Annotated in this window: 18 protein-coding genes; 6 read left to right on the plus strand and 12 right to left on the minus strand. The window is 29.0% G+C overall.

The window, feature by feature from the left end:
• Positions 1–23: 23 nt before the first annotated feature.
• Both MC378_RS02930 and MC378_RS02935 read right to left on the minus strand, forming a co-directional pair.
• Complete coding sequence (locus tag MC378_RS02930) at positions 24–1,253, minus strand: hypothetical protein (protein ID WP_242177220.1); 1,230 nt, start codon at positions 1,251–1,253, stop codon at positions 24–26.
• Positions 1,254–1,257: 4 nt separating this feature from the next.
• The gene (locus MC378_RS02935) at positions 1,258–1,695 is read right to left on the minus strand and encodes an RrF2 family transcriptional regulator (protein ID WP_242177221.1); all 438 of its coding nucleotides are present in this window, start codon (positions 1,693–1,695) and stop codon (positions 1,258–1,260) included.
• A gap of 152 nt (positions 1,696–1,847) precedes the next feature.
• Between MC378_RS02935 and nirK the strand changes: the two genes are divergently transcribed.
• The 5 genes from nirK to MC378_RS02960 are packed head-to-tail and all read left to right on the plus strand — an operon-like array spanning position 1,848 to position 6,777.
• Positions 1,848–3,293 carry a copper-containing nitrite reductase gene (gene nirK, locus MC378_RS02940; protein ID WP_242177222.1) on the plus strand — a complete coding sequence of 482 codons (1,446 nt, stop codon included), beginning with the start codon at positions 1,848–1,850 and terminating at the stop codon, positions 3,291–3,293.
• 4 nt (positions 3,294–3,297) lie between these two features.
• A complete protein-coding gene (locus MC378_RS02945; RefSeq protein WP_242177223.1) occupies positions 3,298–4,062 on the plus strand; it encodes a formylglycine-generating enzyme family protein in 765 nt (254 codons plus the stop codon).
• An 11-nt stretch (positions 4,063–4,073) separates the two neighbouring features.
• Positions 4,074–4,784, plus strand: a complete 711-nt coding sequence (locus MC378_RS02950; RefSeq protein WP_242177224.1) for an SCO family protein — start codon at positions 4,074–4,076, stop codon at positions 4,782–4,784.
• Between the two features lie 4 nt (positions 4,785–4,788).
• Positions 4,789–5,511 carry an iron-sulfur cluster repair di-iron protein gene (ric, locus tag MC378_RS02955; RefSeq protein ID WP_242177225.1) on the plus strand — a complete coding sequence of 241 codons (723 nt, stop codon included), beginning with the start codon at positions 4,789–4,791 and terminating at the stop codon, positions 5,509–5,511.
• A 12-nt stretch (positions 5,512–5,523) separates the two neighbouring features.
• Positions 5,524–6,777 carry an alginate export family protein gene (locus MC378_RS02960; protein WP_242177226.1) on the plus strand — a complete coding sequence of 418 codons (1,254 nt, stop codon included), beginning with the start codon at positions 5,524–5,526 and terminating at the stop codon, positions 6,775–6,777.
• An 86-nt stretch (positions 6,778–6,863) separates the two neighbouring features.
• Here the strand turns inward: MC378_RS02960 and MC378_RS02965 are convergent, their stop codons facing one another.
• From MC378_RS02965 to MC378_RS02995, 7 genes are all read right to left on the minus strand, one after another.
• A complete protein-coding gene (locus tag MC378_RS02965; RefSeq protein WP_242177227.1) occupies positions 6,864–8,135 on the minus strand; it encodes an adenylosuccinate synthase in 1,272 nt (423 codons plus the stop codon).
• Positions 8,136–8,175: 40 nt separating this feature from the next.
• Positions 8,176–8,625 (minus strand): Fur family transcriptional regulator, encoded by a 450-nt coding sequence (locus tag MC378_RS02970; RefSeq protein ID WP_242177228.1) that lies wholly within the window; start codon positions 8,623–8,625, stop codon positions 8,176–8,178.
• Positions 8,626–8,697: 72 nt separating this feature from the next.
• Complete coding sequence (locus tag MC378_RS02975; protein WP_242177229.1) at positions 8,698–10,917, minus strand: RelA/SpoT family protein; 2,220 nt, start codon at positions 10,915–10,917, stop codon at positions 8,698–8,700.
• Between the two features lie 69 nt (positions 10,918–10,986).
• Positions 10,987–12,219 (minus strand): M48 family metallopeptidase, encoded by a 1,233-nt coding sequence (locus MC378_RS02980; protein WP_242177230.1) that lies wholly within the window; start codon positions 12,217–12,219, stop codon positions 10,987–10,989.
• Between the two features lie 118 nt (positions 12,220–12,337).
• A complete protein-coding gene (locus tag MC378_RS02985) occupies positions 12,338–13,333 on the minus strand; it encodes a hypothetical protein (RefSeq protein ID WP_242177231.1) in 996 nt (331 codons plus the stop codon).
• A 156-nt stretch (positions 13,334–13,489) separates the two neighbouring features.
• Positions 13,490–14,236 (minus strand): polyphosphate--glucose phosphotransferase, encoded by a 747-nt coding sequence (ppgK, locus tag MC378_RS02990; protein WP_242177232.1) that lies wholly within the window; start codon positions 14,234–14,236, stop codon positions 13,490–13,492.
• A gap of 3 nt (positions 14,237–14,239) precedes the next feature.
• Positions 14,240–15,037, minus strand: a complete 798-nt coding sequence (locus tag MC378_RS02995; protein WP_242177289.1) for a TrmH family RNA methyltransferase — start codon at positions 15,035–15,037, stop codon at positions 14,240–14,242.
• Positions 15,038–15,120: 83 nt separating this feature from the next.
• Between MC378_RS02995 and MC378_RS03000 the strand changes: the two genes are divergently transcribed.
• On the plus strand, positions 15,121–15,603 hold the full coding sequence (locus MC378_RS03000) for a hypothetical protein (protein WP_242177233.1): 483 nt from the start codon (positions 15,121–15,123) through the stop codon (positions 15,601–15,603).
• Between the two features lie 100 nt (positions 15,604–15,703).
• On the opposite strand, the gene MC378_RS03005 is transcribed toward MC378_RS03000, so the two are convergent.
• The 3 genes from MC378_RS03005 to MC378_RS03015 all read right to left on the minus strand — a co-directional run bounded on the left by MC378_RS03005 (position 15,704) and on the right by MC378_RS03015 (position 21,120).
• The gene (locus MC378_RS03005; RefSeq protein ID WP_242177234.1) at positions 15,704–16,999 is read right to left on the minus strand and encodes an amidohydrolase family protein; all 1,296 of its coding nucleotides are present in this window, start codon (positions 16,997–16,999) and stop codon (positions 15,704–15,706) included.
• A gap of 5 nt (positions 17,000–17,004) precedes the next feature.
• On the minus strand, positions 17,005–19,953 hold the full coding sequence (locus MC378_RS03010; RefSeq protein ID WP_242177235.1) for an amidohydrolase family protein: 2,949 nt from the start codon (positions 19,951–19,953) through the stop codon (positions 17,005–17,007).
• Positions 19,954–20,043: 90 nt separating this feature from the next.
• Positions 20,044–21,120 carry a DUF3810 domain-containing protein gene (locus MC378_RS03015; protein ID WP_338048436.1) on the minus strand — a complete coding sequence of 359 codons (1,077 nt, stop codon included), beginning with the start codon at positions 21,118–21,120 and terminating at the stop codon, positions 20,044–20,046.
• Between the last annotated feature and the right edge of the window lie 118 nt (positions 21,121–21,238).

Raw genomic sequence — 21,238 nt, forward strand, 5'->3', positions numbered from 1 at the left:
ACTAAAGAAAAGTGAAAGTTAGTTTAGTTCTGTATTTTCTTTTTTTTATTTATAATAAATAGAAGTAAAAAATTTTCAATCAGTATGCCTAAAATTCCAAAAGGAATTAAAGCACTAATGCTTACCAATACAAAATAATAATTACCAATGATAGATATTTGTTGCCAATTGCAAAATCCTTTGTAAAAGATAAGTGTTTCAGAAAGTATAAACCCTATTAGATATATTATTACCCAAAAATTAGAGAGTTTTAAAAGTTTGAATTCTTGTAAAATTACAAACAAACTTAAACTAACAATTCCTAAAAAGGTTAAATGCAAATAACCAATCACAAAATCTACAATTTGTGAGGCTAATTCTGCAAAATAGGGAATAGAGCTAAGCAATTGTAAAACAATCTTGAGAATAAATAGACTAAAAATGAATTTTAAAAGACGAATTGAAAAAGCTGATAAAACTTCATCTAAATTAGATTTTATTTTAATTAATATTTGTTGAAATTTAAAGAGAGCAACTAGTTGTAAAGCAGCGCCTAAAAAAGCTACAATATATATGATTGTTGAGGGTTTTGTCCAAAGAAAAGATAAAAATAAAGTAAGACAAGAACTTAAAACCATCAATTTGTAAAACGATGAAAATAGTTTTTCATGGATTTTAATTTTCTTTCTTTCTAAAATAAAAATAAAAACGCCGAAAAGACAAAAAAGAAACCATCCATTATATTGAAAATGTAAATAAAAATAAATAGCATTTTTATACCAATGAGAAGTATTTCCTAAAGTGTTCATAATAATTCCTAATGCCCAGGGACCAATACTAGATATTATTAAGAATAGTAGTGATGCATTAATAAATTTATAGGAATAGCAATCTTTATTTAAATGATGATGTTTCTTAAATAAAACAAAAAACCAATAAGTAGAAATCAAAAATAATGTTGAAAAAATAATAGAAAATAATGCATATCCTGTTATAGGAAAACTTATAAGCATTCCCAAAAGTGTAAATTGTGTACACCAAAATAAAATAGCATTCTTTTTCTGAACTTTTTTAGGTATAAATAAGTGATAAATTATGGTTGTTAACGCAATATATACCCAGCCTAAAAGTGCTATATGAGAATGTGTATGTACTATGTATTTATATGTTGCTTTTACATTTGTAATTGGAAATAAGCGCAATATAATTCCTAATGAAGCTGCCACAAAAAAATATAGTAGTGCTATAATACTTTGTTTGTTAGCTTTTATCATGATTTCATTTAAGAATTTGTGTTAAATTATTATTATGTGCATATTCATTTGACATTTCTAAAATAGTTTTAGTTTTAAGTTTATTTATCAATTCATTTTTAAATGGGAAGTATAAATGATGTACAACACATGGTTTGTCCTCGTTACATTCAAACTGACCTAAATAACAATCATTAAATTTTTCAACATCATCTATACATGCAATAATGTCAAAAAGTGTATTGTTTTCATTTTCTTTTGATAAATAAAATCCTCCATTGGGACCTTTTACGGAAGAGATAATCTTCTTTTTAGTTAGTTCTTGTAGTGTTTTAGCTAAAAAAGGAGCAGGAATATCTAATGCTTTAGCTATTTGCTTGGAACCTAATTTGTGTTGTTTATTAGATGAATTTGTGAGATATAAAACTGCTGTAATTGCATATTTACTTGCTTTTGATAACATAAATTTCTTTTTGTCAAAATAAAAGGACAAAAATATCTTTTTTTATGATAAATGTCATGTATTTCTTTTAAAATCTACTATAAATTTGTTTAAATAAAAGACAAAAACATCTTTTATTTAAAAAAAGCTAATTAACTAAAAAAACGTAAAAAATGAAACTTTTAAAAACAGTGTGTTTATTATTGATTGCAAGCTTGCTGCTAACAAGTTGTAAAAAAGAAGAAAAAAAAGAATTAGCAGTTGTAGATAATGCAAATATCTATATTAAAGGAACCATGGATGCAGAGTTAACCGCTCCGCCTTTTGTGCCAGCACCAGTTGGAAATAGAACAGCAAAAAAATTGCTAGTAAACATGGAAATCTTAGAAAAAGAAGGAACCATGGCAGATGGAGTACAATATGTTTATTGGACTTTTGGTGGTTCTGTACCAGGTAGTTTTATTAGAACTAGAGTTGGTGATTTAGTAGAATTTACTTTATCTAATCACCCGGATAATAAATTACCCCATAATATAGATTTGCATGCAGTAAATGGTCCAGGTGGAGGAGCAGAATCTTCTTTTGTTGCTCCTGGTCATAAGAAAACATTTTCTTTTAAAACTGTAAACCCAGGTTTGTATGTATATCATTGTGCAACTGCTCCTGTTGGGATGCATATTGCAAATGGAATGTATGGATTGATTTTAGTTGAACCAGAAGGAGGTTTACCAAAGGTTGATAAAGAATATTACATTATGCAAGGAGATTTTTATACTAAAGGAGCAAATGGAGATAAAGGTTTGCAATCTTTTGATATGGGAAAAGCAATAAAAGAAGATGCTGATTATGTAGTTTTTAATGGTAAAGTTGGTGCTTTAACGGGAGATAATGCAATTACAGCAAATGTTGGTGAAACCGTGCGTTTGTTTGTAGGAAATGGCGGACCAAATTTGACTTCTTCTTTTCATGTTATTGGTGAAATTTTTGATAATGTTCATATAGAAGGAGGAACTACAATATTAAAAGATATACAAACTACATCAATTCCTTCTGGAGGTGCTGCAATTGTAGATTTTAAAGTAGATGTTCCTGGAACATTTATTTTAGTAGATCATGCCATTTTTAGAGCTTTCAATAAAGGTGCATTAGGAATGTTAAAGGTTTCAGGAAAAGAAAACAAAAAACTGTATTCTGGAATAAAGCAAGAAGGAATTTATCTTCCTGAAGGTGGTACAATTCAAACAATGCCTGATACTAAAAAGAAAGAAGTTGTAACCAAAATTGTAGAAAAATCATTAGCTCAAAAAATAAAAGATGGGAAACAAGTATATATGAAAACTTGTTTTGCTTGTCATCAAGCAGAGGGACAAGGAATACCAAATGCTTTTCCTCCATTAGCAAAATCTGATTATTTAAATGCAGATGTAAAAAGAGCTATAGGTATTGTTTTAAATGGAAAAACAGGTGAAATTACCGTAAACGGAAAAAAATACAATAGTGTTATGACCAAACAAACACTAACTGAAGAAGAAATTTCTGATGTATTGACGTATGTATATAATTCTTGGGGAAATAATAAAACCAATGTAACCATAGAAATGGTTAAAAAAGTAAAATAAAAATATGAAAATTCTTTTAAGATTGACAGTTTGTTTGTTGATGCTAAATGCAACATATTCAAACTGTCAGTCTAAAATGACGAAAATTAGAGGTGGAGAATATATCCCTTTATATGGTAGAGATTCTATGAAAGTTTCTATAAAGAACTTTTCTATGGATGTGTATCCTGTTACAAATAAAGAGTTTTTAGCATTTGTAAAGAAACATCCTAATTGGCAAAGAAGTAAAGCAATAAAATTATTTGTTGATGAAAGTTATTTAAGAGAATGGAAATCTGATACTGTTTTAAATGTTACTCAGAAATTAAATTCACCTATAACAAATATTTCTTGGTTTGCCGCTAAAAGTTATTGTGAGAGTAAAGGAAAAAGATTACCAACTGTAGACGAGTGGGAATATGTGGCAATGGCAAATAAGAAAATGCCAGATGCAAGAAAACTTAAAAGTTATAACAAGTTTATTTTGAGTTGGTATGAAAAGCCAAAGAGCTATAATCAAACAATAGGATCAACATTTAAAAATTATTGGAATGTGTATGATTTACATGGCCTGGTTTGGGAATGGACATCAGATTTCAATTCTGTTTTAATTACAGGAGAATCTAGAAAAGATGTAGACACAGATAGTAATTTATTCTGCGGAAGCGCAGCTATAAATGCTACAGACTTAATGAATTATGCTGCCTTTATGCGCTATGCAATTAGAGGGAGTTTAAAAGCAAAATACACCATGAAAAACCTTGGTTTTAGATGTGTAAAAGATAATTAAATAAATTAAAAATGAAGTCAATAAAATATTTTATACCCTTAGTAATCTGCTTATTGTTAGGAGCTTGTGCTAAGAATAATGATAAAGTAAGTAGCAAACTAGAATATCAATGTCCTATGAAATGTGAAGGAGATAAAGTTTATACAAAACCTGGTACTTGTGCAGTTTGTAAAATGGATTTAAGACCAATTTCAAAAAGTGTCAAAAAAGTTCTTAGTGATGAGATTTCGGAAGAATCAATATTTAATTTGACTTCGAAATGGAATACTGAAGAAGGAAAAAGCATTATGCTAAAAGACTTAAAAGGTAAAACCTTGGTTATGGTGATGATTTATACAACTTGTAAAGCAGCGTGCCCAAGATTAGCAGCAGACATGAGAAATATAGAAGCTAAGGTTTCTAAAGAATATAAAGAAGATGTTAATTATGTTTTAATAAGCATAGATCCTAAAACGGATACACCTCAAAAACTTAAAACATTTGCAATAGAGAATTTTATGGATGGAGAACAATGGACTTTTTTACAAGGAACAGAAAGTGGTGTAAGAGAATTTTCGAATGTTTTATCAGTAAAATATAAACAAATTTCACCTTTAGATTTTTCGCATTCTAATATTATTAGTGTGTTCAATCCTCAAGGGGAATTGGTACATCAACAAGAAGGTTTGGGTGTTGATAATAAAGAAACAATTTTAAAAATTATAGAAACAGTTAAAAAATAGAATTATGAATCTTACAGAAGATAATACTGTAGCAGAAATAGTTATAAAAAATATAAAAACAGCAGATGTGTTTAAAAAATATGGAATAGATTTTTGTTGCGGCGGAGGCATCACTCTAAAAAAAGCTTGTGATAAAAAGAATATTTCATTAGAAAAACTTGAAAAAGAATTAGTAAATATTCATAACTCTACTTCAAAGTCATATAATTATGATAGTTGGAAACTAGATTTTTTAGCGGATCATATAGAGCAAATACATCATGCTTACGTTGCCGAAAATACACCTATATTATTACAATATGCAGAGAAAGTGGCAAAAGTACATGGACATCATTATGTAGAAGTAATAAAAATAAATAAATTGTTTAAAGCAGTTGCACAAGAGTTGGCTGCTCATATGAAAAAAGAAGAATTAATATTATTTCCGTTTATAAAAAGATTAGTAAAAGCAGACAGAGAAGGTGTAAAGGTAAAGATGCCACATTTTGGGAGTGTAAACAATCCTATTACAATGATGGAAGAAGAACATGAAAGTGCAGGAAATATTTTAAAAGAAATAAAACAATTATCTAATAATTATACTCCACCAGATGGAGCATGTAATACGTTTAAAGCTTTGTATGCAAAATTAGATGAATTTGAACAAGATTTGCATGAACACATTCATTTAGAAAATAATATTTTATTTCCCAAAGCAATTATTTTAGAGCAAATAAACAATCAGTAATTACTTAAAACCATGAAAAAAGGATTATTTTTTACAGTATTTACACTCTTTTTTACTGTTTTAATAACAGCTCAAACATTTCAATTGACATCAGAGATTAGACCTCGTTTTGAAAACAGACATGGTTATAAAACATTGATGTATTCTGGAGATGAAGGGGCTAGTTTTATATCTCAAAGAACTCGTTTAAATTTTAATTTTCAACAAGAAAAATTAATGCTAGGTATTTCACTACAAAATATTAGAGTTTGGGGAGATGTAAGTACTTTGACCTCTAATGACAATGCCAATTCTTTTCACCAAGCATGGGCAAAATATCAATTTACCGATAAGTTTTCTTTAAAGTTTGGACGTCAAGAGATTGTTTATGATGACAGTAGAATTTTTGGGAATGTTGGTTGGGCTCAACAAGCGAGAAGTTTTGATGCTGTTGTTGCACAAATAAAAACATCAGAAAAAGGAGAATTAGATATTGGATATTCTTTAAATAACGATTCTGAGCAACTAATCAATTCTTTATATACAAATGTAGCTGGTTATAAAACGTTTCAATATGCTTGGTATCACACAGAAATCAATAAATTTGGATTGAGCTTTTTGATCTTAAATAATGGTGTAGAATTTTTAAATTCTAATCTTGAAGAAGAGTTGAATTATTCACAAACATTTGGTTCTAGAGCAACCTATAGTGTTGGAAAATTTTCTTTAGACGGTGCAATTTATTTTCAAACTGGTAAAATTTTAGATAACAGTGTTTTTGCAAATTATTTTGGTGGAAATATTGGGTATAAAGTATTTAATGAGTTTCAATTGAGGATAGGAGTAGAGTATTTATCAGGAAAAGATATGAACGATATGAGCAACAAAGTAAAATCGTTTAATCCTATTTTTGGAACCAATCATAAATTTAATGGTTTCATGGATTATTTTTATGTAGGAAATCACATGAATTCGGTTGGATTATTAGATTTAAATACAACTATAGCATATGCTAAAAATAGATTTTCGGCAAAAATAATTCCTCATTTATTTTCCTCTACAGCAGCTATTTACAATGGAAGTTCAAAATTAAGCAACAATCTAGGTATAGAGGTTGATATTGCTTTAGGGTATAAGTTTTCTAAAAATGTAACTTTAAATGCTGGTTTTTCTAAAATGTTTGGTACTTCATCTTTAGAATTTTTAAAAGGAGGGAATCGTTCTACTGATAATTCTTGGACATGGTTAATGATAACCTTTACACCAAAATTATTTGCATCAAATTAGTATTTAGTTAGTTTTTTTTTAATAGGAAAAGCATCTTTTAAAATATTTAAAAGATGCTTTTTAAGTTTATAAATTAAAAGAATACCTTATCTATTAATTGTTTGCTTTCTATCTGGCCCCACTGAAACAATAGATACAGGAACACCTGTTTCTTTTTCAATAAAGGCAACGTAGTCTAGTAAGTTTTTTGGTAGTTGATCTGCAGATGTCATTTTAGTTAAATCATCTTCCCAACCTTTAAATTCTGTATAGTTTACAGAAACGTTTTCTGGCTCAATATTATATGGGAAATGAGAAATCTCTTTTCCTTTATAATTATAAGAAGTACAAACTTTTAAGGTATCAAATCCAGAAAGAACATCACCTTTCATCATCATTAATTGTGTTACTCCATTTACATCAACCGCGTATTTTAAAGCCACTAAATCTAACCAACCACATCTTCTAGGTCTTCCTGTAGTAGCACCAAATTCGTGCCCCACTTTAGCCATTCTTTCTCCATCTTCATCAAATAATTCAGTAGGGAAAGGTCCAGAACCTACACGTGTAGTGTATGCTTTAAAAATACCAAAAACATTACCAATTCTATTAGGAGCAACTCCTAAACCTGTACAAGCTCCTGCTGCTGTTGTATTTGAAGAAGTTACAAAAGGATATGTCCCAAAATCAATATCTAATAAAGAACCTTGAGCACCTTCTGCTAAAATTGTTTTTTTATCTTTGATTACTTGGTTTAAGAACTCTTCACTATCAATAAATGCTAATGTTCTTAATTTTTCAATCCCTTTACAAAACTCTGTTTCTAATTCTACTAAATCATATTCTATTTGAACATCAAAAAACTCTAACATTTTGATGTGTTTTTCAGTTAGTGCATCGTATTTTTCTTTCCAATTGTCTAGTTCTAAATCTCCAACGCGCATTCCGTTTCTACCAGTTTTATCCATGTAAGTTGGACCAATACCTTTTAATGTAGAACCAATCTTAGCTTTTCCTTTAGAAGTTTCTGAAGCAGCATCTAACAGCCTATGAGTAGGTAAAATTAAATGTGCTTTTCTAGAAATTAATAATTTAGAAGTGTAATCGATATTGTGTTTATCAAGATTCTCTAATTCTTTTTGGAAAATAACAGGGTCTATAACAACACCATTTCCAACAACATTTAATGCTGTTTTGTGAAAAATTCCTGAAGGAATTGTATGTAAAACGTGTTTAAATCCGTCAAAAATTAAGGTATGTCCAGCGTTTGGTCCTCCTTGAAAACGTGCAATAATATCGTAGTTTGCTGTTAAAACATCTACAATCTTGCCTTTTCCTTCATCTCCCCATTGTAATCCGAGTAATAAATCTACAGCCATTAGTTGTGTTAATTTGTTGTTTGTGTTGTTGTATTGTTAATTAAGATTCTTTCTTTTTTGTTCCGTAAAAATAAAGTGAATGATTGTGAATATTAATATCAAAAACTTCTTCTATTGTTTTTTTTATAATTTGTATCCTTGGATCACAAAATTCTTTTACTTCTCCAGAATCTGTAAAAATAACATGATCATGGTTTTTATCGAAGTAACTTTTTTCATAACGTGCCATAGATTGACCGTCAAATTGATGTTTTCTTACCAAATTACAATCCAATAATAAGTCAATAGTATTGTATAGTGTAGCTCTACTAACACGATAGTTTTTATTTTTCATTTTAATATAAAGAGATTCTATATCAAAATGTTCGTCTGCAGTATATATTTCTTGAAGTATTGCATAGCGTTCAGGAGTCTTTCTATGCTTATTTTGTTCTAAATAAGTAGTAAAAACTTTTCTAACTATTTCTTGATTTTCAAGTAAATTACTCATGGTTTTAATTTTTGCGAAAGGACAAATTTACAGTTATTTATTAATAAAAAATCTTTTTTCTAAAAATGATATTTACAAACTGTTAACACGTTCTACTTTTTTAACTCCCTCTACTTTTTGAATGCTTTTAATTAGTTTATTTAATTGTGAAATATTCTTAACACTTAAAGATAATTTACCATCAAAAACACCTTCATCTCCAGCAATATTAATACTGTGGATAAATACTCCCATATTACTTGATATAATGTTTGTGACATTGTTTACAATCCCTTTATTGTCTACACCATTGATATGTAGAATTGCTTTAAAATCTTGTTTGGTTGAATCTATCCACTTTGCTTGTATGATTCTGTATGCATAATTAGATTGAAGAGATATCGCATTTGGACAATTCATTTTATGAACTTTGATACCGTCATTAATGGTTATAAAACCAAAAACTTTATCTCCAGGAATAGGGTTACAGCATTTGGAAATCTTATAATCTAATTTTTCTTCTTCTTTACCAAAAACTAAAGCATCATATTTATTACTGGTTTCTTCTGCGTCTATAGTTTCTTTGGTAGTTGTATTTCTTCTTAATTTTGTTTTAAAGAAATTTAAAATGGTGCTATTTCTTTGTGCAACAAATGTTTTAAGTTGTGTATTGTCTATAGCCCCATTACCAAACCTAAAAAATAAATCGAAACTAGTTTTTAATTTAAAAAAGTTTACGAGTTCATTTATAGATTTTTCATTAAATGTGATCTTTAAATGACGAAGTTTACGCATTAATATTGCTTTTCCTTCTTCTGCAATCTTCTTTTCTTCTTCTTTTAGGGCTGCTCTAATTTTAGTTTTTGCTCTAGCGGTGATAACAAAATCTAACCATCTTGCATTAGGTTTATTTGTAGAACTTGTGATGACTTCTATTTGATCTCCACTTTTTAAAGTATGACTAAGTGGAACAAGTTTACCGTTTACTTTTGCACCTCTACATTTTAAACCAACGTCTGTATGAATGGAAAAGGCAAAATCTAATGCAGAAGCATTTTTTGGAAGCGATTTTAAATCGCCTTTAGGCGTAAAAACATATATTTCTTTAGAATATAGATTTAACTTAAAATCTTCAACAAAATCTACTGCGTTGATGTTTTGGTTTTCTAAAGTTTCTTTTAATTTATTTAACCAATTTTCTAATCCAGATTCTTTTACAGAACCTTGTTTGTATTTAAAATGTGCAGCATAACCTTTTTCTGCAATTTCATTCATTCTTTTAGAACGAATTTGAACTTCTACCCATTTTGCATCAGGACCTACTACTGTTATGTGTAGAGCTTCATAACCTGTAGTTTTGGGTTGAGAAATCCAATCTCTTAAACGAGAAGGGTTTGGTTTAAAGTAGTCTGTTACAATGGTGTAAATTTTCCAAGCATCAAATTTATCATCATCAGAAGTAGGTGAATAAATAATTCTAATGGCATATTTATCATATACTTCATCAAAAGTAACATTTTGCTTTTTCATTTTTCTACGAATAGAATAAATGGATTTGAAGCGTCCTTTTATTTCATAAGTAAAATTTTCTTTGTCTAAACCTTTTTTTAATGTTTCTGCAAAGGTTTCTAAGTACTTTTGTTGTTCTTCTTTACTTTCTTTTATTTTTGTTTCAATATCGTTATAAACTTCAGGTTCTGTGTATTTTAACCCTAAATCTTCTAATTCTGTTTTGATATTGTACAAGCCCAATCTGTGTGCTAAAGGAGCGTAAATGTATAAGGTTTCGGAAGCAATTTTAACTTGTTTATGTGGCGGCATTGCATCCATGGTTTGCATATTGTGCAATCTGTCTGCAATTTTTATTAAAATAACCCTAACATCATCGTGTAATGTTAAAAGCATTTTTCTAAAATTCTCTGCTTGTATTGATGCGTCTTGCTCTTTATTTAAACGTGATATTTTTGTTAAACCGTTTACAATTCTAGCAATGGTTTCTCCAAACAATTGCTCCATATCATCTATAGTGTACTCTGTATCTTCAACAACATCATGTAATAATGCTGCAGCAATAGAAGTAGCACCTAAACCAATTTCCATTGCAACAATTTTGGCAACTGCAATTGGATGAAAAATATAAGGTTCGCCTGTTTTTCTTCGTTGTTTAGAATGTGCGTCTACAGCAATATCAAAAGCTTTTCTTATTAGTTTTTTATCATCAGTAGATAAAACTTCATAAGTTCCTTTTAGTAAATCTTTATACCTATTTGCTATTTCTTTATTTTCTTCTTCAATGCTTGCTGTGTATGCCATAAATTACCAACTAAGATTTTTTGTAAAACTAAAGTGAATTTAGGAATAAGATTTTTAACAAGCAAGTATTTAAGATTCTAAATTTCTAATTCTTTCCAACAAAGTTGGATGTGAATAATGCATAAAAACATATGCAGGATGTGGAGTTAAATTACTTAAACTATTTTTTGATAATTTTTTTAGTGATGTAATTAGCGGCTTTGCAGCAAAAGTTTCTTTTGCAAAATTATCTGCTTGGTATTCGAATTTACGAGACATATAATTCATAAATAAACCTGTAATTTCTGAAATTGGCGAATATAAAATACCGAATGCAATTAAACCAATATGAAAACTTGGAATTGAAACTCCTAAAGCTTCTGATAAGATAGATGAATTAATAAATAGCGATAAAATAAAAAGTGTTAAACCTGTAAGTAGGATAGAAAAAGCTAAATTAAAAAGGATGTGTTTTTTTTTATAATGGCCTACTTCGTGTGCTAAAACAGCTACAATTTCGTCTGTTTCTAAATCGTTTATTAAAGTGTCAAAAAGTGTGATTCTTTTTTGAGAACCAAATCCAGAAAAATAGGCATTTGCTTTTGTAGAGCGTTTAGAACCATCAATAACAAAAATATTATTCAATTTAAAGCCTACATTTTTTGCATACTTTTCTATGGCAAATTTTAATACTCCATCTTCCAAAGGAGTTTGTTTGTTGAACAAAGGAACGATTAGTTTTGCGTAAAACATATTCATAAACAAAGAAAAAACAGCTACTAAAGCCCAAGCATAAATCCAGAAATTTTCTCCTGAAAATTGATAAAACCAAATAATTAAGGATAAAATTCCCCCACCTAAAAGAATACTCATTAGCCAACCTTTTAGTTTATCGAACCAAAATGTTTTTTTTGTAGATTTATTAAATCCAAATTTTTCTTCAATAACAAAGGTTTTATAAAAAGAAAAAGGTGTTGTTAAAATATCTGAACCTAACATAATAACTCCAAAGAAAATTAAAGCAATTAGAATAGGGTTTTCTGTATAATTTCTAGCAAAATTATCTACGTATTTAAAACCATCAGCAAAAAAGAAAATGAGTGTTAAAGTAATTGAAAATAAAGAAGTTATATTAGAGAACTTTGAATTTGTTTTTTTGTAAGCTTGTGATTTTTTATATTCTTCTTCATCATAAACATCCGCTAGTTTTTCTGGAATTTTATCATCAAAATGTTTGGCATTTAAACTGTCTAAAATTTGATCAATTATAAAACTAATGATTATGATTGCAATTAGAATGTAAAATAGAGTAGTGGGTTGCATTTAATTTTGTAAGTTTTGATAAGGTGATTATAGGGTTAATTGTTGTTTATAACAAAGTACACAAAAGTAAATGAACCATTGGAAAATTCACTTATTCATATAAGTAATTTTTTTTTAATTACTCAAAATTTATATCCGCATAATTGTTAAAGCTTTCAAATGCCAGCGGATAAGTGTTGTTAACAAATTCATATTCCCAAAGCTCAATATATCTAACTCCCATTATTTTAGCTTGACTGAATATTGTTGTGTAATCATTATTTTCAAACCTTTCAGTTTGATCAGACCTACCAATTGCTTGAGCATAGATATCTCCTTCAAAATTAGTAAGAGTATTGATCAGATAGGGTTGATAAGTTGTTTTTCCTGAGATCCACCAAATTGCAGCGCCAACGCGTTGATTTAATGAAGTATCATTCCATAAATCAGTCATAATTTGATTCGGAATTGAGGTGTCTCCCATTATATCATGTACTTCAACAGCTAAGGCTTTATTAGAGAAAGCATTAGCAAAAATGCTTGCAGTTTCTTTTACTGAATTTATCCATTTATCTGCTGTAAGTCCAGCATGTATTAGTTCTGTTGTAGAAACACCATTAAAGTGTCCTTCAATTCCGTTAGCGGTCATTTGAGGAATATAAACTAAAGTTAGATCATCATCATTGTTATAATTAGAAGCTAGTTTTTGTGCTAAATAAGTAAATCTTTCATTAACTTTTGAATCCCAAATTTTAGGAATTTTCTTAACATTATTATTAAAATCAATGATTTCAAAGAAACCTACATTTATATCTGTTAATAACCATTCTGGACTATCACTACCTGCTATAATTCCTAAACTCCATTTTTTTTCTCTTGATTTTATTATAGATAATTTTTCTTCTATTGCAGAAAAATCATAAACACCTTTAGTGGGCTCTATATCTTTCCATCTAACTCTTATTAAAGAGCCTTTAGCTTCTGTATGGTCTAGTGCAGACTCATTTCCAAAAGAACTTGCATACAAACCTTTTGGTTTGATAACATTGCCATTATTTTCTGATAATATATCTTTTTGATTGGAAACGCAAGATGAGCTGAAAATGAGAATAAAATAAAATAAAAATTTGTTCATAGGTCTAAATTATTTATTATTTAGACAATATCTCACTAAAAAGGTTTAATTATTTTTAAAAGAAATAAATTTTAATACTCACATTTTAAGTGAATTAAACTCAGTATTAGCAAATAAGACACTTATTAATTTAACTTTAGATATAAATGATAAACATTATTTACTTTTTTTACGAGCAAACATTGCAGCGCCAATTATACCTGCATTATTTTTAAACCTTGCAACTTCTATGGGAACATCTACGGTTAAGTGTTCTTTAAACTGATCGTATTTTTTACTGATTCCTCCACCTAAAATATACATACTTGGTGTGTGCAGTATTTTAACATGATTTAGAAAAACATCTAATCTTTTTGCCCATTCAGCTAATGATAGTTTTTCTCTTTTTCTAGCAGAATCTGCAGCAAATTTTTCAATAATTTCTCCATTTGTATGGTAGATATGTCCTAATTCTACATTAGGAATTAACTGACCATTGTAAAAAAGTCCAGAGCCAATTCCTGTCCCTAATGTAATTACAAAAACTTTACCTTTTACGTTTTTTCCTGCTCCTAAATTTATTTCTGCTACCCCAGCTAGATCGGCATCATTACTTACATAAAAAGGAGTTCCTTCACATTCTTTTTTAAAAAGTTTATCAACTTTTACACCAACCCAATCTTTACTTAAATTTCCGTGATGTTTACATTGTCCATCAACAATAATTGTAGGAAAACAACAACCAACGGGACCTGTCCATTCAAAATAATTTAGCATTTGTTTGATGACTTTTGCTACGGCTTTTGGTGAAGCAGGTTTTGGTGTGTCTATTCGATGTCTTTCAGAAAGGAGCTCTCCTGTTTTTGTATTTACAATTGCTGCTTTTATTCCTGAACCACCAATATCTATTCCTAATACTTTCATTTTTTATATTTTAAATTCTCGTTGTCTTTTTGCTTCAAAAATAACAATTGCGGCCGCTACAGAAACATTCATAGAATCTATTTTACCTTGCATAGGTATATTTATATTTTGTGTAGCTTTCTCTCTCCATATTTTTGTTACCCCTGTAGCTTCTGTCCCAACTACAATGGCTGCAGAGTTGCAATAGTTTTCTTTGTAATATTCGTTTGAGTTTTGTAAAGTTGCTGTAAAAATTGGGATGTGTTTTTCTTGTAAAAAAGAAATCATTTCTTCAGAAGTTCCTACCGCAATTTGATTTGTAAAAACACAACCAACACTAGAACGGATAATGTTAGAGTTATACAAATCACTTTTAGGATCTGCAATAAAAACTGCATCTACATTTGCAGCATCGGCAGTTCTTAATAAAGCACCAATATTTCCGGGTTTTTCAATACTTTCTGCAACTAAAATTAAAGGGTTTTTATTTTTAAAACTGATATTTTTTAAAGAAAAATCTTTTGATTTTGTAACAGCAATTATTCCTTCTGTAGAATCTCTATATGCTAATTTTTGATATACATCTTTAGAAATTTGTATTCTATTAATATTGCTATTAAATAAATGTAAAACTTCATTTTCAGAAATAAAACCTTCTAAATACAATATGGCTTCAAATTCATAATTAGAAGCTATTGCTAAAGATATTTCACGTTTTCCTTCAATAATAAAAAGACCTTGTTTTTTTCGTTCACGTGCTTTTTCTTGCAGTTTTAGTAAGTTTTTTATATACGAATTTTGAACGCTTGTAATTTCTTTCATCATTACAAATATACCTAATTATAGGTATTGTACATCTTTACTTTTTTACTAATATTTAAGGTGAATTATAAAACCTATAAATTATGAAAAATTTTAAATTTTATTTAGGAACAATTTTTTGTGTCACTTTAATGATGTCTTTTTCTTTAAAAAAAGAGAAAAATATTGATTTAGAGTTTATTAAAATGAAAATTCCTATAGAAAATATTGATGAGCAAGGTTGGGGTAGTTGGAATACGACAGATTGTTTAAAAGGTTTAGATTTTAGAGTTAAAAATGACGGTTATAACAAGTATGCAAAAAAATATAAATGGAATATAGAGTTTAGAAATAGGTATAGAGAAAAGATACATTTAAATTATGTAATGGTTTCACCAAGCAGAAAACAAGAAATTAAAAGGTCTGATAAAGCGAAATATAGAGTTCACATTGATGGAAATTCAGGTACTTATAAAGTAACTTATTCCAATTTAGTAAATTCTAATTCGTCTGTTTACGTTTACATTAATAAAATTAGAATTGGTGCTAAAGATTATGGTTACGATTATTATAATTGTGATAAATAGCAATATCTAACTATAAATAATAAAAAGTATTCTTGTTAATTATTTTTTGATTGAAAAAGGCTCGCATTTGCGAGCCTTTTTTTTATAACTTAAAATCTATTTATTTAGATTTGTACTTATTAGAGTAACGTTTCCAAAGTTCTGTTTGATGTGATTCTAAACTAATTTTTCTTCCTTGAATAAAGGCGTGGGTTAAAATATTAGTTCGCATATCTAAAGCATCTCCTTCTGAAATAAACAATGTTGCATCTTTACCAACTTCTAAAGAGCCTACAAAAGAATCTACTCCTAAAATTTTTGCTGTATTTAGGGTGATTAATTGCAAAGCAACCTCTTTATCTAAACCAAATGCAGCAAAAGTTCCTGCATAAAAAGGTATATTTCTTGTGTTCATTCTTTCCATTTGACCTTCCATTCCTAAACTAACTAAAATACCTTTATCAGTTAAAACTTTTGCGATTGTGTATGTATAGTCATAAGCATCATCTTCGCTATTTGGATTTCTGTGAGGTCTTTCTAAAATAACTGGAACATTATTTTTTACTAATAAATCTGCTATTTTTTCAGCACCTTCACCGTGAACAACAACAAGATTTTGAATACCTAATTCTTTACTAATTGTAATAGCGTCGGTAATTTCTTTTTGCCCATTTACATGAAGGAATAATTTTTGAGAACCATTAAATAAACCTTTGGTTGCTTCAAATGGAAGGTTTTTTATAGTTTTATTTCCTTCCAAATAATTTTTAGCATTTAAAAAATAAGATTTAATTTCATCTATTTTTCCAGCATATTTACTATCAGGTTTTAATCCTGCATCTTCTCCTAACCACCATCTTCCGCGAGTAAAACTACTTGGCCAATTTAAATGAATAGCATCATCTGTTTTAATGACAGCATCTTCCCAGTTCCATGCATCTAATTGCATAACAGATGAAGTTCCAGAAATGGTTCCTCCTCTTGGAGTAATTTGTGCCATTAATACACCATTAGGACGCATAGATTCTATAACTTTACTTTCTGCATTATAAGCAATTAAACTTCTTATGTGCGGATTCATACTTCCTATTTCATCCTCATCGTCACTTGCTTTAACGGCATCTATTTCTACCAAGCCTAAAGTTGCATTTGCAGCAATAAAACCTGGATATACGTGTTTACCTGTAGCATTAATAATGGTTCCTTGTCTTGCAATTTTTAGCATTGCGCTACCTACAAAAGTAATTTTACCTTTACTAAACATAATAAGGCTATTTTCTATTACTTTTCCGTTTCCTAAATGTGCCGTTGCTCCTTCAATAGTAAAATCTGTTGTTTGTTTATCTGCTGGAGTTTGTTGTGCTGCGATGTTTCCTACAATGAAGAAAAACATCAAACTATATATTATTTTTTTCATTATTATTAGTTATTAAGTTCTTCTAAAGTATCACAGTGAAAGTTTCTATCTTTTCTTTTCATAGGAACTTGAGTTTTTCCTCCGCCCATTTTTTCGTTAAGCATCATGGTAATTAGTTTACTTTTTTCTTGCTTGATAGCTTCACGTTTTTTCTTGTCTTCGTTTTTGTCAAAGAAAATCTTTCCATCAATAATTGTTTTTTCTACCTTAGAATAAATAGACATTGGATGATGACTCCATAAAACGACATCTGCATCTTTACCTTCTTTAATGCTTCCAACTTTATCATCAATATGTAATAGTTTAGCAGGATTAATTGTAACCATTTTCCAAGCTTCTAATTCAGAAACACCACCATATTTTACAATCTTAGCAGCTTCTTGGTTTAGACGTCTAGACATTTCTCTATCATCAGAATTAATAGCAACCGTAATTCCTACATTGTGCATAATTGAAGCATTGTATGGAATAGCATCATTTACTTCGTATTTGTATGCCCACCAATCTGAAAAAGTTGAACCTCCAATACCTCGATCTTTCATTTTGTCAGCCACTTTATAGCCTTCTAAAATATGTGTAAAAGTATTTATTTTAAAGCCCATTTTATCAGCAACATTCATTAACATGTTAATTTCTGATTGTACGTAAGAATGACAAGAAATAAAACGCTCTCCGTTTAAAATTTCGACTAAAGTTTCCATTTCAGCGTCTTCTCTATAGGGTTTTCCACTGTTTTTTATGGCTTTATATTCTTGTGCTCTTGTAAAATAATCTGTAAACATTTGTTCTACCCCCATTCTTGTTTGTGGAAAACGTGTTCCGTTTGCGCTTCGTGATTGTTTTACATTTTCACCCAAAGCAAATTTGATAAACTTAGGAGAATTGTCATAAATCATTTCATCAGCATTTTCTCCCCATTTTAGTTTGATGATGGCAGAACGACCTCCAATAGGATTTGCAGAACCATGTAAGATTTGAGATGTTGTTGTTCCTCCAGAAATATTTCTATAAATATTAATATCATTTGGATCGATAACATCTTCCATAGTAACTTCTGCAGATGAGTTTTGAGCCCCTTCATTTACGGCAGATGCTGCAATGTGTGAATGTTCATCTACAATTCCTGCAGTTAAATGTTTGCCGGTTCCGTCTATTTCTTTAGCTCCTCTTGCTTTAAGGTTTTTACCAATTTTAAAAATTTTCCCATTTTTTAAAAGAACGTCAGTATTTTTTAATATACCTTCTTTTTCACTTGTCCAAACAGTTGCATTTTTTATTAGGATTGTTTCTGTTTTTGGTTGTGTATAGTTTCCAAAACCAATATTAGGATAACTTACAGGTAAAACAGTAATAGTTTTATCTGCTGATTTCTTTTTAGATTTCTTATTAGCAGTTTTTTTTGCTTTTTTACTTGCAGTCCAAGAAGTTTCATTTCCTTGTGTGTCAAAAGCAGTCCCTTTAATAAAGTTTGAAGTTGCTAAAGCTTTACCTAACATTCTAGTATAATTACTTTCTTCATTTATGATAATTGAAACCCAGTCATCTTTAAAAGAAAATTTAGATTTTATTTTTTTATCACCTAATTTTAATGTTCCAATTTGTTTAGCTCCTTTTCCTGTAATTGATAAGTTGTAATTTTTATCATTTACAGATAAAACATAATCACCAGTAATATCTTTAATATTCATATCATTAATGACATTTCTGTTTCCTTGAACCCAATTTTCATGTATTGTTGTTTTTGCATCAAAAACATCTCCAGAAGTAATAATAAAGTTAGCGTAACTACCATTATTTAAGTTTCCAATAGTACTGTTCCCTATAATATTTGCAGGAATTGTTGTTAAAGCCGCTAAAGCTTTTTCTTTGTCAAATCCATACTTTATAGCTTTTTGTAAGTTTTTATGAAAAGATTTCACTGATTTCAACTTATAAGTAGTCAGAGCAAAGTTTATATTGTTCTTAGCAAGTACACTTAAATTAGAAGGTTCTTGATTCCATTTTCGCATATCTCTTAAGCTTATGTTTTGTGCTAAAAGAGGATTTGAAACATCATATGCATTGCTAAAATTAATAGGAATAATAAAATTTGCGTTGGTAGCTTTAATATCGGATATTCTTTCATATTCATCTCCACTACCTACAATGGTATATTGAATACCAAATTCATCACCAACTTTATCTGCTCTTAAAGCATCTAATAAATTACCTGTTTCAAAAATTTGTACTAAATTTTTATTCTTATTTAGTGCTTCTAAAGCCAAGTCTTTATTTTTCATGTTACCCTTTGCGTACCAATCTGCATCATTGTAAACCTGACGTAATAAAGCCATAGCACCCATTCTAGAGCTTGGGTAAGCCTGTCTAGATTTTGCGCTTTTAGAGAATGATAAATATTGAGCAGACTTGGTATCTAAAATTCCAGAAGAAGTTGAATTTAAAGTAACTAACAAACCATTTCCTCGAATAATTCCGTCGTGTAAATGTGTGTTTACAACACCAAAGCCAGCACTTAACAAATCTTTTGCTTTTCTAGGATCAAATTTAAAATCGTTTAAAGGATCTGTGTCTGGTCTAATATGATCATTCCAATAATATCCTTTACGACTTGCTTCGTATTGTGCCACTCTACCACGCGATTGTCTTTTGGGTTTTTGAATACCAAAATCAGAATAGACATCAATAAAAGATGGGTAAATTGTTTTTCCAGAAAGGTCTACAATCTTTGTGCCTTTAGGGATATTTACAGATTTACCAACATTAATAACTTTACCATCTTTAATTAGTAAAGTTCCTTTTTTGATAACTTTTTGAGGAGTTACGTAAATTGTAGCATTTATTAAGGCTACAGTTGTGTTTTGTGTTGTTTTTACTCCACTATCTGTTGGGAAATAATCTTGCGCCTGTATGACAGAAATCGACAAGAAAAAGAGTAAGAATAATAGTTTTTTCATGTAGTTTGAATTATTTGATAAGCTATAAATTTATTGATACCCTTTTTATAAAATGATAAATCAGATCACTTTAACATAATTTTAAGAAAATTAAAGTGCTTCTAAATTGTTGAAATAAGAAATAAGTAGATCCACAACATAATTATAAGACTGTACCCCCTTGTCTTGTTTATTCGCTTTTAAATAAACGTTATATCCTTTTTTTATAACAGGTTCAAAGGGATTTTTATATTGTTGCCAAAAATGATAACTCGCATTAAAATCTTTTGCAATTCCTTTATGTACTGTTCTCCATAGTTCTTGCGATAAATTTTTATCTCGTTTTCTAATTTCTGAAATACAATATCCAAAAGCCATTCTATAACTAGCGTATTTAAAATAGATGTCATCATTATAATTCGCGGCTAAAAAACCTACAAAATTGGCTTCGTTTTCTGCTGCAAAACCAATTTGATGTGCCATCTCATGACAAGTAGTTGTTGGGTAATTTGTTTTTGGAATCCTTTTGTTTACTTGTGCTTCTCCTGTTAACGGATTTAAATAACCAGCAGTTCCATTATAGGTTTGTAATAGGCTCATTAAAGAACTTTTAATAGAAGGATGTTGGTATTTTAATTGTGGAAAGTCTTTTGATAAATTATCATATCCAGAAACCGCCATTTTGTACATTTCTTTTTGTGAATATGGATTTTCAACCTTTAAACTGTCATTTTTTGTGATGTTTAATTGATAATAATTGAGTTTTTTAATAATGTGTTGGGTAACTTTTAATAGTTGTTCTGTAGTATATTTTTGTTGTTGATACTTTAAATTTTTAGACAAGGGTTCTCTGTAATAATTTAATCCCCAAAAAAAATAAAAACAAAAATAGAGCATAGATAGAACTGCTGTAAAGTGAATGATTTTAGAAATAAAATGTTTGAACTTGGTTTTTATCAACCTAAATAAAAAACGAAAAAAAATAAAGAAAAGAAAAGCCAAGATAAGATCTCCAACCGAAAAAGGAATCCACCCCAAAATTATTCTAAAAAAAGAAGAAATGTATGGGTAGATACCGTTGGAATAATATTGTTCAATAAATGCAGGCTTGTTGGCTAATATTTGTATTGCTATTATCTGTATGGGCAAAAAAATAGCTAGTATAATATGTTTTTTTTTGAGTTTCAAATAATAGAATTAGTGTAAAATTTGTGTTTTTTCTTCTCTTTAAAAAAAAGAAATTGTATTTTTAAAAATGTAATTTAATGGTAAAAATAACATTTCATTTTGGAAGTTGACTGGTTAT

Origin of the sequence: Polaribacter marinus (assembly GCF_022662535.1) — a bacterium.
GTDB classification, from domain to species: Bacteria; Bacteroidota; Bacteroidia; order Flavobacteriales; family Flavobacteriaceae; genus Polaribacter; species Polaribacter marinus.

Coding starts and splice junctions, on each gene's coding strand:
- MC378_RS02930 (WP_242177220.1), bottom strand. CDS start 1,253: ATGATAAAAGCTAACAAACAAAGTATTATAGCACTACTATATTTTTTT.
- MC378_RS02935 (WP_242177221.1), bottom strand. CDS start 1,695: ATGTTATCAAAAGCAAGTAAATATGCAATTACAGCAGTTTTATATCTC.
- nirK (WP_242177222.1), top strand. CDS start 1,848: ATGAAACTTTTAAAAACAGTGTGTTTATTATTGATTGCAAGCTTGCTG.
- MC378_RS02945 (WP_242177223.1), top strand. CDS start 3,298: ATGAAAATTCTTTTAAGATTGACAGTTTGTTTGTTGATGCTAAATGCA.
- MC378_RS02950 (WP_242177224.1), top strand. CDS start 4,074: ATGAAGTCAATAAAATATTTTATACCCTTAGTAATCTGCTTATTGTTA.
- ric (WP_242177225.1), top strand. CDS start 4,789: ATGAATCTTACAGAAGATAATACTGTAGCAGAAATAGTTATAAAAAAT.
- MC378_RS02960 (WP_242177226.1), top strand. CDS start 5,524: ATGAAAAAAGGATTATTTTTTACAGTATTTACACTCTTTTTTACTGTT.
- MC378_RS02965 (WP_242177227.1), bottom strand. CDS start 8,135: ATGGCTGTAGATTTATTACTCGGATTACAATGGGGAGATGAAGGAAAA.
- MC378_RS02970 (WP_242177228.1), bottom strand. CDS start 8,625: ATGAGTAATTTACTTGAAAATCAAGAAATAGTTAGAAAAGTTTTTACT.
- MC378_RS02975 (WP_242177229.1), bottom strand. CDS start 10,917: ATGGCATACACAGCAAGCATTGAAGAAGAAAATAAAGAAATAGCAAAT.
- MC378_RS02980 (WP_242177230.1), bottom strand. CDS start 12,219: ATGCAACCCACTACTCTATTTTACATTCTAATTGCAATCATAATCATT.
- MC378_RS02985 (WP_242177231.1), bottom strand. CDS start 13,333: ATGAACAAATTTTTATTTTATTTTATTCTCATTTTCAGCTCATCTTGC.
- ppgK (WP_242177232.1), bottom strand. CDS start 14,236: ATGAAAGTATTAGGAATAGATATTGGTGGTTCAGGAATAAAAGCAGCA.
- MC378_RS02995 (WP_242177289.1), bottom strand. CDS start 15,037: ATGAAAGAAATTACAAGCGTTCAAAATTCGTATATAAAAAACTTACTA.
- MC378_RS03000 (WP_242177233.1), top strand. CDS start 15,121: ATGAAAAATTTTAAATTTTATTTAGGAACAATTTTTTGTGTCACTTTA.
- MC378_RS03005 (WP_242177234.1), bottom strand. CDS start 16,999: ATGAAAAAAATAATATATAGTTTGATGTTTTTCTTCATTGTAGGAAAC.
- MC378_RS03010 (WP_242177235.1), bottom strand. CDS start 19,953: ATGAAAAAACTATTATTCTTACTCTTTTTCTTGTCGATTTCTGTCATA.